Annotated in this window: 19 protein-coding genes; 14 read left to right on the top strand and 5 right to left on the bottom strand. The window is 65.2% G+C overall.

The window, feature by feature from the left end; all coding sequences use genetic code 11:
• The first annotated feature begins 289 nt into the window (after positions 1 to 289).
• On the top strand, positions 290 to 688 hold the full coding sequence (locus ACYCAX_RS05830; protein WP_460247572.1) for a BRO-N domain-containing protein: 399 nt from the start codon (positions 290 to 292) through the stop codon (positions 686 to 688).
• Between the two features lie 1,166 nt (positions 689 to 1,854).
• On the opposite strand, the gene ACYCAX_RS05825 is transcribed toward ACYCAX_RS05830, so the two are convergent.
• The gene (locus ACYCAX_RS05825) at positions 1,855 to 2,178 is read right to left on the bottom strand and encodes a hypothetical protein (RefSeq protein WP_460247571.1); all 324 of its coding nucleotides are present in this window, start codon (positions 2,176 to 2,178) and stop codon (positions 1,855 to 1,857) included.
• Between the two features lie 268 nt (positions 2,179 to 2,446).
• On the opposite strand from ACYCAX_RS05825, the gene ACYCAX_RS05820 reads away from it, so the two are divergent.
• The 3 genes from ACYCAX_RS05820 (at position 2,447) to ACYCAX_RS05810 (ending at position 4,667) form a co-directional block, all read left to right on the top strand.
• A complete protein-coding gene (locus ACYCAX_RS05820) occupies positions 2,447 to 2,680 on the top strand; it encodes a hypothetical protein (protein ID WP_015476606.1) in 234 nt (77 codons plus the stop codon).
• 80 nt (positions 2,681 to 2,760) lie between these two features.
• The gene (locus ACYCAX_RS05815) at positions 2,761 to 3,645 is read left to right on the top strand and encodes a LysR family transcriptional regulator (RefSeq protein ID WP_015476605.1); all 885 of its coding nucleotides are present in this window, start codon (positions 2,761 to 2,763) and stop codon (positions 3,643 to 3,645) included.
• Between the two features lie 185 nt (positions 3,646 to 3,830).
• Positions 3,831 to 4,667: a bifunctional allantoicase/(S)-ureidoglycine aminohydrolase gene (locus tag ACYCAX_RS05810; protein ID WP_015476604.1), complete on the top strand. Its 837-nt coding sequence runs from the start codon at positions 3,831 to 3,833 to the stop codon at positions 4,665 to 4,667.
• 319 nt (positions 4,668 to 4,986) lie between these two features.
• On the opposite strand, the gene ACYCAX_RS05805 is transcribed toward ACYCAX_RS05810, so the two are convergent.
• Complete coding sequence (locus ACYCAX_RS05805) at positions 4,987 to 5,835, bottom strand: CAP domain-containing protein (protein WP_460247570.1); 849 nt, start codon at positions 5,833 to 5,835, stop codon at positions 4,987 to 4,989.
• Positions 5,836 to 6,074: 239 nt separating this feature from the next.
• Between ACYCAX_RS05805 and ACYCAX_RS05800 the strand changes: the two genes are divergently transcribed.
• Positions 6,075 to 7,517 (top strand): sensor domain-containing diguanylate cyclase, encoded by a 1,443-nt coding sequence (locus ACYCAX_RS05800; RefSeq protein WP_460247569.1) that lies wholly within the window; start codon positions 6,075 to 6,077, stop codon positions 7,515 to 7,517.
• Positions 7,518 to 7,524: 7 nt separating this feature from the next.
• Here the strand turns inward: ACYCAX_RS05800 and ACYCAX_RS05795 are convergent, their stop codons facing one another.
• Entirely contained in the window at positions 7,525 to 7,824 is a 300-nt protein-coding gene (locus ACYCAX_RS05795) for a putative quinol monooxygenase (RefSeq protein WP_015476601.1), read from the bottom strand.
• A gap of 169 nt (positions 7,825 to 7,993) precedes the next feature.
• On the opposite strand from ACYCAX_RS05795, the gene ACYCAX_RS05790 reads away from it, so the two are divergent.
• The 4 genes from ACYCAX_RS05790 (at position 7,994) to ACYCAX_RS05775 (ending at position 11,467) form a co-directional block, all read left to right on the top strand.
• Positions 7,994 to 8,584 (top strand): NADPH:quinone oxidoreductase MdaB, encoded by a 591-nt coding sequence (locus ACYCAX_RS05790; RefSeq protein WP_015476600.1) that lies wholly within the window; start codon positions 7,994 to 7,996, stop codon positions 8,582 to 8,584.
• A 227-nt stretch (positions 8,585 to 8,811) separates the two neighbouring features.
• On the top strand, positions 8,812 to 9,093 hold the full coding sequence (locus tag ACYCAX_RS05785) for a peptidylprolyl isomerase (RefSeq protein ID WP_015476599.1): 282 nt from the start codon (positions 8,812 to 8,814) through the stop codon (positions 9,091 to 9,093).
• A 368-nt stretch (positions 9,094 to 9,461) separates the two neighbouring features.
• The gene (locus tag ACYCAX_RS05780) at positions 9,462 to 10,586 is read left to right on the top strand and encodes a PilT/PilU family type 4a pilus ATPase (protein WP_015476598.1); all 1,125 of its coding nucleotides are present in this window, start codon (positions 9,462 to 9,464) and stop codon (positions 10,584 to 10,586) included.
• A gap of 329 nt (positions 10,587 to 10,915) precedes the next feature.
• Positions 10,916 to 11,467: a hypothetical protein gene (locus tag ACYCAX_RS05775; RefSeq protein ID WP_294977090.1), complete on the top strand. Its 552-nt coding sequence runs from the start codon at positions 10,916 to 10,918 to the stop codon at positions 11,465 to 11,467.
• Here ACYCAX_RS05775 and ACYCAX_RS05770 read toward each other — a convergent pair.
• On the bottom strand, positions 11,464 to 12,369 hold the full coding sequence (locus tag ACYCAX_RS05770) for a YihY/virulence factor BrkB family protein (RefSeq protein WP_015476596.1): 906 nt from the start codon (positions 12,367 to 12,369) through the stop codon (positions 11,464 to 11,466). The two genes, ACYCAX_RS05775 and ACYCAX_RS05770, sit on opposite strands and share 4 nt — an antisense overlap.
• A gap of 225 nt (positions 12,370 to 12,594) precedes the next feature.
• On the opposite strand from ACYCAX_RS05770, the gene ACYCAX_RS05765 reads away from it, so the two are divergent.
• The 3 genes from ACYCAX_RS05765 (at position 12,595) to ACYCAX_RS05755 (ending at position 13,452) form a co-directional block, all read left to right on the top strand.
• Positions 12,595 to 13,041, top strand: coding sequence for a hypothetical protein (locus ACYCAX_RS05765; protein ID WP_294977086.1), 447 nt, complete (start codon positions 12,595 to 12,597; stop codon positions 13,039 to 13,041).
• 11 nt (positions 13,042 to 13,052) lie between these two features.
• Positions 13,053 to 13,241 carry a hypothetical protein gene (locus ACYCAX_RS05760; RefSeq protein ID WP_015476594.1) on the top strand — a complete coding sequence of 63 codons (189 nt, stop codon included), beginning with the start codon at positions 13,053 to 13,055 and terminating at the stop codon, positions 13,239 to 13,241.
• Positions 13,242 to 13,323: 82 nt separating this feature from the next.
• A complete protein-coding gene (locus ACYCAX_RS05755; protein WP_269078306.1) occupies positions 13,324 to 13,452 on the top strand; it encodes a hypothetical protein in 129 nt (42 codons plus the stop codon).
• A 178-nt stretch (positions 13,453 to 13,630) separates the two neighbouring features.
• Here ACYCAX_RS05755 and def read toward each other — a convergent pair whose 3' ends face one another.
• The gene (gene def, locus ACYCAX_RS05750) at positions 13,631 to 14,170 is read right to left on the bottom strand and encodes a peptide deformylase (protein WP_294977083.1); all 540 of its coding nucleotides are present in this window, start codon (positions 14,168 to 14,170) and stop codon (positions 13,631 to 13,633) included.
• Between the two features lie 217 nt (positions 14,171 to 14,387).
• Here def and ACYCAX_RS05745 point away from each other — a divergent pair, with 217 nt between their 5' ends.
• Entirely contained in the window at positions 14,388 to 14,942 is a 555-nt protein-coding gene (locus ACYCAX_RS05745) for a magnesium transporter (RefSeq protein ID WP_460247568.1), read from the top strand.
• A gap of 199 nt (positions 14,943 to 15,141) precedes the next feature.
• Positions 15,142 to 15,555 carry a DUF5064 family protein gene (locus ACYCAX_RS05740; RefSeq protein WP_015476591.1) on the top strand — a complete coding sequence of 138 codons (414 nt, stop codon included), beginning with the start codon at positions 15,142 to 15,144 and terminating at the stop codon, positions 15,553 to 15,555.
• Positions 15,556 to 15,608: the final 53 nt, after the last annotated feature.

Here is a 15,608-nt window from a genome sequence, read left to right as displayed (position 1 = left end):
CCTGTCACGTAGCGGCCAGACCGCTCCCGAAAGTTAAGCGGCTTTTTCGAGCACGCTGGATTCATTCGTCCTCGAAAAACCCTCTGCGACGTCGGGAGTGGGCTAATACAAGACCCGAAAGGGGAATACGTCCGGCCCTCTACGTGGGGTTTCTTAGCTCCCGGCACCCAGCCCTAAGAAAGCTGGCCACATCACGTAGAGGTAATGGATATGCCTTTCACCCCCAGCCTTCGCCCCGAAGGCACTTCGCTGTACCCGCCCTCTTCGCCCTCCTTCCCGGAGGTGCGCCATGTCTGAAGAGGTTCTGATCCCTACCGAATTCGTCCGCCACAAGCGCCTGTTGCGCGCCGTGCTGCTGGAAGACCAGTGCTGGTTCTGCGCCCACGACCTGGGCCGACTGATCGGCGTTCCATGGCTGGCCGAGCGTGTGGAGCGCAACCTGGACGAGGACCAGTGCCGACACGCCTGGATGCTCGACGGCAGCGGCGAGTACATCGATGAACTGCTGCTCGGCGAATCGGCGGTGTACGCCACGCTGATCCACTACTTCGACCCGGAAAACCGCAGCATCCGCCAGTGGATATCGCTGCACGTCATCCCCGCCCTGCGCGACCAGCACCCCATCAGCCTTGGCGAGCCGCGCCGGGAAATACTGCAGGAGCCGACGAGCTTGTCGGTGTTGAAGTAGCAGGGGGTGGTCTGGGTGCCGTATCAGCAGTGGCCGGTGTTGAGTTCCGGGCCGGAGGGGGCTTCGTAGGATGGTGTAGAGCGGAGCGAAACCCATCGTTTCGTGTTGTGGGCGGATCATGGGCTATGCCATGCCCTGTATTTCTGTTTGCTTCGGATTGGGTGTTTTTGCGCCGCTTCGGCGTGTGCTGAAAGATTTTGTTTCGCCCCCTCGGGCGAGTCCCTTTTGTCAAACGACACAAAAGGAACCAAAAGGTCTCGTCCCGACATCCGGGTCTTCGCTTCGCGAAGACTTCCCTCCTTCCGGCATTGCTCCGAGGGTCGGCGTACAAGGGCCATCCCTGGCCCTCTACGCCTCTCGCGGCATCCATGCCGCTCGCTCCTCTGCGCAATACCTCCACTCGGCCTCCTGACGGGACTCTGCGCGCGCCTGGGACTGTGGCCGCTTCGTGCACAGATTGCTTTTCGTAGGAGCGAGCTTGCTCGCGAACCGAGTATCCGGACGCATCAGAGTCAAGCGGTTCGCGAGCAAGCTCGCTCCTACAAAGGCGGATAACGCTGCGCGCTATTCGCCCTACGGGGATTCATCCTGCAACGTGGGTGCAATGGTGAGCCTTCGCGGACAATGTTCGCTCCTACGAAAAGCGGTTTCCAGAGAACTATCCGCGCGCACCGGAATGCCCCTTCAGGAGGCCGAGTGGAATCGGAGTTTCAGGGGTTGAGCGACATGGATGTCGCGAGAGCGTCGTTGGGCCATGGATGGCCCGTCGACGCGTGCCCCTGAAACTCCGATGGAGCGAGGGGAGTCCGGCGAAGCCGGACCCGGATGCAGGGGCAAGCCTTCTTGGTTACTTCTTCGGCGTTTGGAAGAAGTGACTCGCCCGAGGGGGCGAAACCAAAGCTTTCAGCACACGCCGAAGCGGCGCATGAACACCCAACCCAACATCGGCAGATATGCAACTCGCGAGCTAGCGCACTCCTACTCAACCCCGCAGCGACTGCAAACACTCAAGAAGCCCCGGCCAAACCCGCTCAGGGCTCTCTGCCGCCTCACGAAAATCAGGCCCCAGCCACTCAGGGGCCTGCACTGCTCCCTCAACGGAACACACCGCTCCACCCTATCTCCGCAGAATACGCTGGCAATAATTGCCCTGCCGCGCCGCAGGTCTACTCGTTCCCCACGCGTGCGGTATCGCTCAGGGCATTGCAGTTGGTGGTGTCCAGGCAATAGGTGAGATAGGTCGCCTGCCGACCGCAGCCGCGCACCCCGATGGTGTATTCGGTGCGCTGGTAGCCAATGCGGTTCTGGGTGACCTTGCTCGACAGGATGCTGGAGCTCACCTGCTGACAATTGAGCTCGAACTTCGCCCGCGACTCGGTGGCGGCAATGGCGGCCTGCTGGTTGGAAGCGATGAACTCCTGGTCGCTCATGCAACCGGCCAGCGTGGCGGCGATTGCCAGCAACGGCAGAAATTTGGGAAGACCTTTCATGGTGACGCTCCTTGTGATGCCACGGGGTATGTCCTGGGCATTCAGAGTCTAGATGCCGCCGCGGAGGTCGTTCTGCGTATCGATCACAGACCTGTCACCAGGCACTCCGAGGCTGACGCTTGACCAAAGCGAAACAGCGTACTACCGCGAACGGTCGCACGCCTTGTTCTCGGGTGACGGACGGCGCGCTTCGCGAGCAGGTTCGCGCCTACAAGAGCGCCGAAGCCTGATCTACGCTCAGTGCTGTGCGACGCACAGGAGCGATGCGATGAGCACCGATGACAAGCTGAACCTCGACGAACTCACCCTGATCCCCCTGGAGCCCGCCGAGGCGGCGCCGGCTACGCCTGCCAAGCCGAAGGTCCAGGTCGATACCCGTCACGGGAAGGAGCGGCGCAGCGGCACCGACCGGCGCCAGAGCATCCGTTTCGAGGAGGACCGACGCAAGGGTGACCGGCGCGCGGGGTCGGGAGATCCCTGGTCGAAGTTCACCACCCACTGATCATGGCCCGTCAGGGATGATTGCCGGGTTGCGGGCGAGCTGTTAAAAGCGGAATCGACATTCAGAAAGCCGATACCGCCATGAGCGAAAGTGAAAAATCGAATACCCGCCTGTTCGACCTCGACCTGCTCCGGGCCATCGTCACGGTGGCCGACTGCGGCAGTTTCACCACGGCCGCCACGCGCCTGCATTCGACCCAATCCACCATCAGCCAGAAGATTCGCCGCCTGGAGGAGATGGCCGGGCACCGCCTGCTGGAGCGCGGCAACCGCGACGTGCTGCCCACCGACGCCGGCGAGACGCTGCTGGGGTATGCGCGGCGCCTGCTGGCGCTGAACGACGAGATGGTCGAGGCGCTGTCCGGCGCCACGGTGGCGCTGACGGTGCGTATCGGCGTGCCGGATGACTTCGCCAGCGGCCGCACCACCGAGCAGTTGGCCGCCTTCAACCGGCGCTACCCGCAGGTGAAGCTGGAGGTCACCAGCGGCCTGAGCCGTGACATCTCCGCCAGCTACGACCGGGGTGAGCTGGACCTGGTGCTGCTCAAGCAACGGCAGAATGCCCGCGAGGCGGTGGCCTGCTGGCCGGAGAAGACGCGCTGGGTGGACAGCGCCCGCAATCCCTGCATCGAGCTGGACCCGCTGCCCATCGTAACCTTCCCGCCGCGCGGGGTGTACCGCGACGAGATGATCGCCGCGCTGGAGGCCGTGGGTCGGCGCTGGCATATCAGTTTCACCAGTTCGAGCCTCTCCGGCATCCAGTCGGCCATCGCCGACGGCATGGGCATCGGCCTGCTGCCGCAGCGGGCGGTGACGGCGGAGCACGCGGTGTTGCCGAAGAACACCGGCCTGCCCTCGGTGGATGTATTCGAGGTGGCGCTGCTGCACCGCCCGGCGGCGGACCCGAAGGTGAAGGAGCTCGCCCGCGTGCTGTCGCGGGTTCTGGCCCAGGACACGCAGGGCTGAGCGGTGCGACTCTAACATTTAAAAAATGAATACAGCGGATTCCAACATTTAATTTGTGCATGAACCCGCCGCTGGATATCGTGGTTTCCAGCGACGGACAGCGCCCCGGTGGCGCACCGCTCCGCACGAATTGTTCGACCCGGCGCCAGGCGCCGGGCAGCAAGACAACAATGAGGAATCGTCCTATGGCCAAAACCAGCTATTACGCGCCGCACGGCGGGCACCCGGCACAGACCGAGCTGCTCACCGACCGCGCAATGTTCACCGAAGCCTATGCCGTGATCCCCAAGGGCGTGATGCGTGACATCGTCACCAGCCACCTGCCCTTCTGGGACAACATGCGCATGTGGGTCATCGCCCGCCCGCTGTCCGGCTTTGCCGAGACCTTCTCCCAGTACATCGTCGAGCTGGCCCCCAACGGCGGCAGCGACAAGCCGGAGCAGGACGTCAACGCCGAGGCCGTGCTGTTCGTGGTCGAAGGTGAGCTGACCCTGACCCTGCAGGGCCAGGTGCACAACCTGCAGCCGGGCGGCTATGCCTTCATTCCGCCGGGCGCCGACTGGAAACTCCGCAACACCTCCGACCAGCACTCGCGCTTCCACTGGATCCGCAAGCACTACCAGAAGGTCGACGGCGTACCGCTGCCGGAAGCCTTCGTCACCAACGAGCAGGACATCGAGCCGAAGGTGATGCCGGATACCGAAGGCCGCTGGAGCACCACTCGCTTCGTGGACATGAGCGACATGCGTCATGACATGCACGTCAACATCGTCAACTTCGAGCCGGGCGGCGTGATTCCGTTCGCCGAAACCCACGTCATGGAACACGGCCTGTACGTGCTGGAAGGCAAGGCGGTCTACCGTCTGAACCAGGACTGGGTCGAGGTGGAAGCCGGCGACTTCATGTGGCTGCGCGCCTTCTGCCCGCAGGCTTGCTACTCCGGTGGTCCGGGTCGCTTCCGCTACCTGCTGTACAAGGATGTGAACCGTCATATGCGCCTGACCCTGAACCAAGCGCACTAAGTGTATGGTTCGGGCGGGAAGTCTCTTCGACTACCGCAGCGACAAACGAAAAACCGGCGCCCAGGCGCCGGTTTTTCTTTGAGCGGCATTCGGGGATGGAGCGACCTGGGCTTTCGACAGCACCGCAGGATGGCGTGGAGCGATGTCCATCGAAGGTGGGCGGCGACGCTGATGGGTATTGCAAAAACCCCATCCTATGAGGGCCTGATGCACGGAGCTGGCTGGCTCTCGTAGGAGCGGAGCTTCTCCGCGATGGCCGCCTTTCGGCGAGTTCGCGAGCAAGCTCGCTCCTACAGGGGGAGCGGGTCGGTCTGAATGCTTACTGTGCTCCGAACATCGCCGTCCAGTAGATGCCGGCGTCGCTCTTCGGGTCGGCGGCGTAGGCCGCGCCCAGTTCGCGGAACTGCGGGTTCATCAGGTTGGCGCAATGGCCGGGGCTGGATAGCCAGCTGTCCACGACCTTGCGGGCGTTGCCCTGCCCGGCGGCGATGTTCTCGCCGATCTGCTGGAAGCTGTAGCCGCCCAGTTCGGCGCGGTCGCCAGGGGTGCTGCCGTCGCGGCCCTTGTGGTCGAAGTAGTTGTTGTTGGCCATGTCGCGACTATGGCCTTCGGCGATGGTGCCGAGGGTGGCGTTCCAGCTCAGCGCGGGGGCGTTGCCGAAGTTCTGTCCGCCGCATTGGCGGGCCTGGCCACGGGCGGCGTTGATGGCCTGCAGCAGTTGCTGGCCTTCGGCCTCCCAGGTGCCGAGCTTGCCTTGCAGCAGCGGGCGGCCAAGCAGGATGCGCCAGTCGTCGCCTTCGTGGCTCACGCCGACGTCGACGAACTGCGGGTCGAGCAGTACCTGGCAGAAACTTTCCTGCAAGGCTTTCATCGCCGCGTTTGCATCGCGCGGGCCGGTGAGGCTGAGCATGCGCACGCTGCTCATGGGGTAGCCGGTCTGGTTCAGCGCGGCCTTCCAGTCGCCGGCGCCGGCGGGAATCGCCAGGCGCTGCTCCACCGCCAGCGGCGGGAGTATCTGCGAGGCGCTGCCGGCGCAGGACTGTACCTCGCCGCGATAGGTGTTGATGGCGGCGACCAGTTGCTCCTGCTCGGCGGCGACAGCGACGGTGGCGGACAGCAGCCCCAGCGACACCAGCAGGCTACGCGGAATGAAAGACGTGGCACCCATGCGGGACTCCCTTGGCGAAATGGCGTACATGATGCGTGATTCTCTGGCGTTTGGCTGCGCTGGCAAGCGATCCGGGACGCGTCAGGCCCTTTGCGGCCCAAACGACGGGTATTTCCCGGGGCGGCCTGATCTATGGCAAAGGTTTGATTGACTTCAATTGCACGCCCTCCGGAGCGTCGGACAATAGAAGAAACCGAACGTTTTCCGAACAGGCTCCGAACGAGGCGCGAGGTGCTGCTGTGTTCTACCCGCGACGGATTTTCTTCATTACCTTCCTGCTGGCGGTGGCTGCGTCGCTGCTGGCCGGCTGGCACATGCTGCAGATGAGGCAGGATGCGCTGGCCTATGCCCATGCCAGCGGCAAGAACACCCTGATACTGGTGGAGCGGGATCTTCACCGCGACCTGGATGTGCACCAGCAGACACTGCAGACCCTCGCCAACGTCATCGCCGGCTCGGCCACCCCCGAACTGTCCCGCCAGGTGCTGCAGGAACTGGTGCAGGGGCACGTCGCCAGCTCCATGATGGCGGGCACGCTGGTGGTGACCGATGCGAACGGCCACTTGCTGGTGGACCTCAACCACGTCAGCGAAACGCACAAGGACCTGTCCCGGCGCGAGTACTTCAGAGTCCCGCGCGCCAACCCTTCGCGCCTGTTCCTGAGCCACCCCTTCATGCCCGCCTATCCGGATCCCTCGCCCAGCATCGCGCTCAGCCGCGCCGTGCAGGACAAGGACGGCAAAGTCCTCGGCGTGGTCGCGGCGATCAAGGAACTGCGGCATCTGGAGACCTTCGTTCGCGAACTGGACCTGGGCAAGCGCGGAGTGGTGTCGATCCGGCTGCTCGATGGCACGGTCCTGGCCCGGTGGCCGTCGGCGCCAACGTACGAGCGCGAGGATGAGGGCAGGATGTTCCGCAACTTCGTCGCCAGCGGCGAGAAAGAGTCCTTCCGCCAGCACCCCAAGGGCTCGGGCGCCTACTGGCGTGGCTATCGGCGCGTCGGCGACTACCCAGTGACGGTGTCGGTCGAGTTGTACCGGGAGGAAATCTTCCAGACCTGGGCCGAACGCACCTGGATCACCAGCGGCCTGTTGCTGGCGATCAACGGCGCGACCCTGTTCTTCGCCTACCGCCTGAGCCGTCACTTGCGCCGCCGCGACACCAAGGAAAACCGCCTGCGCACCGAAGCCAGCACCGACCCGCTGACCGGCCTGCACAACCGGCGCTGGTTCGACGAGAAGGCAAAACTCGAATGGCAGCGCCGTCGCGGCGGCGACGGGCACCTGGCGGTGCTGATGCTGGATATCGACCAGTTCAAGGCCTACAACGACCACTATGGCCACCCGCGCGGCGACCTGGCGCTGATCAACGTGGCGCACCTGATCGGCCAGGGCTGCCGCCGCGCGGACGACGGCGCGGCACGCTACGGCGGCGAGGAGTTCGTAGTGATCCTCCCCGGTTGCAACACCGCCGACGCCGAGCGCGTGGCCGAATCGATCCGCAGCGCCCTGGAGGACACCGCCCTGCCCCACGCGAAAGGCGAGCGCGGCGTGGTGACCGTCAGTGTCGGCGTGGCGAGCACGTCGGACACCCCGGCGGACAGCGTCGAAGCGCTGATCGCTGCGGCGGACGCGAACCTCTACAAGGCCAAGGCGACGGGACGCAACCGGGTGGTGGCGTGAGCGCGGCTCAGGGCGCCAACGGCGCCATCACCTCGACGTCCTGGATGTCGAAATCGCGGCGCAGGTAATCCATGCGCCGCTCGTGGAACTCGCGCATGTGTGGCAGCGCGATGTGCACGGCCAGGTGCTCGCGGCTCTGCCAGACCTCGAAGAAGGTGAACAGGGTCGGATCATGGGCGTCGCGCAGCATGTGGTACTGGAGGCAGCCGCTCTCGGCGCGGCTCGGTGCGAGGTAGGCGCGGAACAGGTTCTCGAAGGCTTCGGCTTTCTCTGGACGGGTATGGGCCTGGAGGATGAAGGCGTACATGCAACTGGGCTCCGGGTAGGCGGAAAGAATTGCCTTATCCTGACGCAAATCAATTCCCACAATTCGTGAGTTTCACGCACGTATCCTTTGCCCCGGAATGGGTTTTTCCCCTGCTGCCCGGTCGCTATCCTGCCGCCATCCAGAATGTGCCACTTCGAGAGTCCCTTTCATGAAAAAGATCCTGCTGATCAATGGCGGCAAGCAATTCGCCCATTCCGACGGCCGCTACAACGCGACCCTGCACGAAGCGGCGCTGGCCTACCTCGACCATGCCGGCTGCGACGTGAAGGAAACCTTCGTCGATGGCGGCTACGACATTGCCGAGGAAGTCCAGAAGATCCTCTGGGCCGACGTGGTGATCTACCAGATGCCCGGCTGGTGGATGGGCGCGCCCTGGACGGTGAAGCAGTACATCGACGAGGTGTTCACCGCCGGCCACGGCAGCCTCTACGCCAACGACGGCCGCACCCGTTCCGACGCCTCGCAGAAGTACGGCAGCGGCGGCCTGCTGCAGGGCAAGCAGTACATGATCTCGGCCACCTGGAACGCGCCGCAGCAAGCCTTCGACGATCCGACCGATTTCTTCGAGGGCAAGGGCGTGGACGCGGTGTACTTCCCCTTCCACAAGGCCAACCAGTTCCTCGGCATGAGCCCGCTGCCGACCTTCCTCTGCGTGGACGTGATGAAGCGCCCGGACATCGAGGGCGATGTGAAGCGTTACCAGCAGCACCTGGCCAAGGTGTTCGGCACCCGGGACTGAGAAACCGCACCCTGTGGGGGCGAGCCTGCTGGCGAACGGATTTACCGGCGGCTCCGGTGCCGGGCTGGTCGCGGGCGGAGCCCGCTCCTACGAGAGCAGGTTCGCCTCGCGCCAACTCGCCAGGATGTACGCCCTCGGAGAGGCTTCGCCGCGCCAACGGGCATTGGGTTCCAGCCGCGAATCAGCTAGGCTTCGCCCTTTCCTACCGCCTGTTCAGGAGTTACCTCATGGCTCGTGCATCCGCCCGTCACATCCTGGTTTCCAGCGAAGCCAAGTGCAATGAACTCAAAGCTGCCATCGAAGGCGGCGCCGATTTCGCCCAGGTGGCCCGCGACAACTCCACCTGCCCGTCCGGCCGCAGCGGCGGTGACCTGGGCACTTTCCGTCCGGGCCAGATGGTTCGCGAGTTCGACCAGGTCGTATTCAGCGCGCCGCTGAACGTCGTGCAGGGTCCGGTAAAGACCCAGTTCGGCTACCACCTGGTGGAAGTGACCAGCCGCGAAGACTGATCCGCTTCGTCCGCGCCGCGCCCGTCGATGGGCCCGGCGCCGCCCCTCATGCCGGCTCGCCCCGGCACTTGCATCCCCTAATCGAGTCGCACACCGGCGGCACCAGGCGCTTGCCACGCCGGTCACCGGGGTACGCCGAACATGTCGGCGGCAGAGCAACATCCTCGGGTTGAGCGGCAACGTGATCAATACTGCCGGCCAGTTCACCCATCCACCCTCCGGCTGGCATCCTCAGTTGCCCCTCCTGCGGTGCGTCAAGGCGCAGTGCTCGAACCTTTCCTACGCTCGCGTCCCACAACCACATCCCGGCTAGGCTGAATACAGACGCGCCCCCTCGCAGGGACTCACCGCCGCACGAAGGATTTCCCATGAGCGATGCCCGCACCACCGACCTGCCCGACGTCTTCGCCTACCTGAGCCAACTGCCGCAACACGCCGGCTCCGACATGTTCTTCAGCGTCGGCGCGCCGCCGCACATCAAGGTCGAGGGACACAGCCGGCCGGTCGGCGAGCGCGTGCTGGCCAATGGCGAAGTGAAGACCCTGGCCTGGCAACTGATGACGCCTGAACAGGCGACGGAGTTCGAGCGCGACCTGGAGATGAACCTGGCGATCGGCGTGCCGGAGCTCGGCCGCTTCCGCGCCAACATCTATTACCAGCGCGGCGAAGTGGCGATGGTGGTGCGGCTGATCAAGCAGGTGATCCCGGATGTGACCACCCTCGGCCTGCCGCCGATCCTCGACAAGCTGGCGATGCAGGATCGCGGGCTGATCCTGGTGGTTGGCGCGGCGGGCTCAGGCAAGTCCACCACGCTGGCGAGCATGCTGGACTTCCGCAACCGCCACCGCTCGGGCCATATCGTCTGCATCGAAGACCCGATCGAATTTCTCCACTCCCACCAGAAGTCGATCATCGACCAGCGCGAGGTCGGCCTGGACACCCACAGCTACGCAGATGCCCTGCGCAACGTGCTGCGCGAGGCGCCGGACGTGATCATGCTCGGCGAGATCCGCGACGCGCCGACCATGCAGAACGCCCTGCACTACGCCGAAACCGGCCACCTGTGCGTGGCCACCCTGCACGGCACCAGTTGCCGTCACGCCATCGAGCGCATCACCCGCTTCTTCCCCGACGAAGCCCGTCCACAGGTGCTCGCCGACCTGTCGCAAAACCTGCTGGCGCTGGTCGGCCAGCGCCTGGTCCCCGGCACGCGCCAGCGCCGCGCGGTAGCAGTGGAGCTGATGCTGGGCACGCCGCATATCCGCGGCATCATCCAGCGCGACGAGCTGCCGGAACTCAAGGGCGCGGTGGAACGCGCCCTGGAAAGCGGCATGCAGAGCTTCGACCAGAGCCTCTACAAGCTGCTGGAGGAAGGCCGCATCAGCCTCGCCGACGCGCTCAAGTTCGCCGATTCGCGCACGGACCTGGCGCTGAGGATAAAGCTGGAGCGCGGGATGGACGACGACAGCATGGGCTCGGTGTTCGGGGCCTGAGCAGGCTCGCAAGAGCGACATACCACCGCGAACGGCTGTACGCCCAGCCGGGACGGCTTGTCGTAGGACCTTGTCCGCGATTCGCCGGCAGGGCCGGCGTTAAGTGGGTTCGCAAGCAAGCTCGCTGCTACGAAAGCAGATCCCTCGCAGATTCTCGCCGCTATCTGCCGACCAGGAGCCGTGACCTGATCGGTTACCTCATCGACCGCCTGCCGAAGTTACCCGTTTTCGAAGCCATGTGAGGGGGTAGCGACTATGCTGTTGGCCATCACAGGGAACCGGCGCACACAGACCGGTCGAACCCTGCCATTGGCTTCCGGAGGACTTGCATGGGCCAACCTCAACCGCCTTGCCTGCCGACCATTCTGGGCCTGTCGTTGCTGCTGGCCGGCTGCTCCAGCTCCGCCACCGCCCCCTGCGACGCCCCCGTGAACAGCCAGCGCTGCCACGTCGAACGCCTGCTCTACCGGAACGACATGCTGCAGGCGAAGATGCTGATCGTCTCCGGCGACCTGGGCAACTACGAACTGGCCGCAGCCCTGCTCGATCGCGCCCGGGCCAACGATGTGCGCGGCGAGGCGAGCTTCTACAGGGCGCTGTTGAAGATCAAGGAAGGCCCGCAGGTGGACGAGGTGCTGCCGCTGCTGGAGCAGGCCGCCGGCGCGGGTCAGCCCTATGCCGTGGCGCTGCTGTACAAGATCTGGTCCCAGCCCTATCTGGTGGACAACGCCGATCCGAACAAGGCCCGGCGCTACCAGCACGCCTACGCCAGCCTGGACGTCGCCCGGAGTGGCTACCCGTCCTTCGAACAGGCCCTGACGCTGGTCGACGGCCTGCTGGCCGCCCCATCCGCCGTCGCCAGCCGGCAGGCGCAGCCCTAGCGCCCGTCGGGCACCGAAGCGGCCTGCTCGAAGGTCCGCTCGCCGGGACTCTTGCCGTGGGGCAGGTGGTGCTCGATCACCGCATTGAGCTCCGCGCCCAGCAGCAGTACCGCCGAAGAAAGATAGAAATACAGCAGCAGGACGATGATCGCGCCGACGCTGCCGTACATGGCGTTGTAGTCGGCGAAGTTCTTCACGTAGAAGCCGAACCCCAGGGACGCGGAAATCCACAGCACGACCGCCAGCACCGAACCGGGGGTGATGAAGCGGAACTTCTGCTTCACGTTGGGCGTGACGTAGTAGATCACCGCCACCGCCATCATCATCAGCAGGACGATGACCGGCCAGCGCAGCACGCTCCAGAGGATCACCACGTAGTCCTCCAGCCCCACCCGCCCGGCGATCCAGCCCATGACCTGCGGACCGAGGATCATCAGCGCGGCGATGGCCAGCAGCATGCCGACGATACCGAAGGTGTAGAGCACCGACAGCGGGATGCGCTTCCATGCCGGGCGCGCCTCGCGCACGTCGTAGGCCGCGTTCAGCGCGGTCATCAGCGAGCGCACCGCCGCCGAGGACGACCACAGCGCGACGATGATACCGATCGACAGCAGGCCGCCCTGGCGCTGCTGGAGCTGGTCGATGACCGGATTGACCTGCTCCAGCGCCTGTGCCGGCAGGACGTAGTCGGCCTGCCCGCGTAACCAGTCGAAGAACTCCGGCAGGTGCAGGAAGCCCAGCAGGGCGATGAGGAACAGCAGGAAGGGAAACAGCGAAAACAGTCCCTGGTAGGCCAGCGCGGCGGCATAGGTGGGCATCTCGTCGTCGATAAACGCCTTCACCGTCAGCCTGGTCAAGGTCCAGGGCCCCAACCTGAGCCCGCGCATGTCCATGAATCGCATCCCGGATGTCCTTCGTGATGGCCGCCCCGGTGACGGCTCGCCGCTGGGTACGCCCACGCCAGGCGAGCGCTGTTGCATCGGATTCGCGCAGCCAGGCGTGGCGCGCTCCAGGTCCAACCATAACCGCAGGCGGGCGGCCGATGCCAGGCGCAACGGCGCGTCATGGCCTATAAACTCCCTGGCGCGCCCGCGCCTTTACCTCCGACCGCCGTACAGGACAACCGCATGCCGATCCGCCTGATCCCCCGCCTCGCCCTGCCCTTCCTGCTGCTCACCAGCCTTGCCGTACAGGCCGACGAGACCGCCGATGAAGCCACGTTCCTCAAGGAGTCGGTGAACTACTTCGACCAGGTCACCCGCACCAACCTGCCGCGCCAGGTGGACAAGGTCACCACCCTCAACAGCGTGCAGCTCGACCCGGCGAAGAAGATGCTGTATTACCGCTACGCGATTTCCAGCCTGCGCCTGGAGCAGATGGATCTGGGCGCCCGCGCCAAGTTCGAGAACGGTCTGAAATCGCAGCTGGAAAGCACCACCTGCCAGCAGACCGACCTGCTGCAGCGCTTTCGCGAACACCACCTGAGCGTCACCCACGCCTACACCGGCAGCGACGGCAAGCCGCTGGCCAGCATCACCATCGATCCGCTGACGCTGAACTGCGCCAAGAGCTGAATCCGCGCCCCATGAGCCGTGCCGACTACCATCGGGAACACGCCCAGCGCGCCGAGGCCGAAGCCCGGCGCTTGCTGGCCGAACGCGAAACCCTCGGCGCGCGCTGGCTGCCCTGGGTGGCCAGCGAGCTGTACCGCCTGAGCCCGCCCCATTTCGCCGCGATGGTGCGCCGCGAACTGGAACGTCTCGCCGCCGGCTGAACGGCCGCGCGGCGCGCCGCCCGAGGGCTATGCTGAAGCTGTCAGCTCTCGGATCGAGGGCGTCCCGTCGGAGGACAAGCTCATGAAAGGTCTCGACGCGAAGAAGCAAAGCAAGAAGAAGCCGCTGAAAACCGCGCACGAAAAGCGCATGGCCAAGCGGCAGAAGAAAACCGGCAAGACGCTGCTGGGCACCCCGCAGCAACCCTCCTGAGGGCTCGCCCCTCGTCACGCGGATAGCCTTGGGAGAGGCTATCCGCCTACCGATTCAGCCCCAACACGACGCGCCCCACCTGTGGAGCGAGCTTGCTCGCGAACCCACCTGATACCTGCCTGTACCGCCGGAAAAGCCGTTCGCGAGCAAGCTCGCTCCTACGAAGGACGGCCCACGCTCAGTCATCCGCCCTCGGATCGAGCCCCGGAAACAGCACGTCGGTAAAGCCGAACTTGCTGAAGTCGGTGATCCGCGACGGATACAGCCGGCCGATCAGGTGATCGCACTCGTGCTGCACCACACGGGCATGGAACCCCTCGACGCGGCGGTCGATCGGCTGCCCCTGCGGGTCGACGCCCTGGTAGCGGATGCGCCGGTAGCGGTCCACCGCGCCGCGCAGGCCGGGCACCGACAGACAACCTTCCCAGCCCTCCTCCATCACCTCATCGAGCGGTGTGATCAGCGGGTTGAGCAGAATGGTCGGCGGCACCGCCGGGGCATCCGGGTAACGCTCGCTGCGCTCGAAACCGAAGATCACCAGTTGCAGGTCCACCCCGACCTGCGGAGCGGCCAGCCCGACGCCGCCGACGTGGTGCATGGTTTCGAACATGTCGTCGATCAGCGCCCGCAGCTCGGCACTGCCAAACATCGACGCGGGCACCGGCGGCGCTACGCGCAGCAGGCGCTCGTCACCCATCTTGAGAATCTCGCGGATCATATCGGTCCTGCTCCTGGCCTCGCCGGAAAGCGGCAATCCTCGATCATGCGCCAACCGCGCGCAAGCCACGCGACCACTGGGCCCCCGCGCCACGGAAGCCATTTCGCCGGTGCTAGACTCAGACTGACGAAGTTCAGCAAATGGCGGCGATCCGCCGAAATTCCCGGCAGATCGGTGTCAAACCCAGGGGGTACGACCGGGGGAGCGGAGGTTCGTCATGAACAGGCATTACTACATCAGCGACAATCTGGACGACCTGGACGAGGTCGAACACGAATTGCAGGAAAGCGGCATCAGCATGGAGCAAATGCACGTGCTGAGCGACCAGGATGCCGAGCTGGACGAGCATCGGCTGCATGAAGTGCCCTCGGTGATGAAAAAGGACGTGGTGCACTGGGGCAAGGTCGGCCTGCTGATCGGCGCCTCGCTGGCAGTGCTGGTGTTGCTGGCTGGCTACCTGAGCGGCTGGACGCAGACCGCCGCGGGCTGGATTCCGGTCCTGTTCCTCGCCGCGGTGCTGATGGGCTTCAGCCTGTGGGAAGGCAGCTTCGTCGGCCTGCAGCGCCCCAGCAATGACGTGCGCCGCTTCGAACCCAGCCTGCATGCCGGCCGGCATGTGTTCTTCGTCGACGTGAAACCCGAGCAGGAACCCCTGCTGGACATGGTGGTGCGCCACCATCCGCGCCTGGAAATCGCCGGTTTCGGCTCGGCCACGCCGAGCTGGCTGCTGTCCGTCGAGCAGGCCTGGAACCGCTTCCGTCACATGATGTGACGCGTCGGCGCCTCTCTCTCCGCGCCACCCCCACGCCGCGGACAGGCACCCTGCGGCTGGGAGCAACCTGCCCGGCGCCCCCTTGATGCATGTCAGCCAGGTGGCAACCCGCGAACTCGACACTAGGATTACATCGAGCCTCCCGACAGGCCACGCGTTCCATGACGGCCTGCGCCCCATCGCTCGTCAGGAGAAGCGCATGACCACACCCGCCCAGGTCACCCTCCACTCCAGCCAGGGCATCGACCGACAGCAGTACATCATCCGCCTGAGCTATCAGGTGGAGAACCCGGCCAGCCGCGATGCGCTGGTGAGATTCCAGCTGGACGGCGAGATCGACGGCCAGCCGTTCAACGATGGCTTCGACCTGCCCGGCGACATCGCCTTCAACTTCGCCAGCAGCGCCGCCCGCCTGCTGCGCCGTCACGGCCTGCGCCTGTGCCCGGGGCCGGTGGTGCGCTTTCGCAAGGAGCACGACCAGGTCTTCGACGACCTGCGCCGCCAGCTCCGGGCCGAACCCGGCAAGCCCGTGGACCTGCAGCGCATGGCGTCGCTGGCGCCGGCGCAACCGCGCTGTGCGGTGGCCCAGTCACTGATAGGCAAGCGGGACTGAGCAATTGCCATCGACTGCGACGGCTGCGACACTCGCCTGCCTCATTCCAATAA

It is taken from the genome of Pseudomonas sp. MT3 (assembly GCF_054720805.1).
This window is presented reverse-complemented; position numbering and strand designations above follow the sequence as displayed.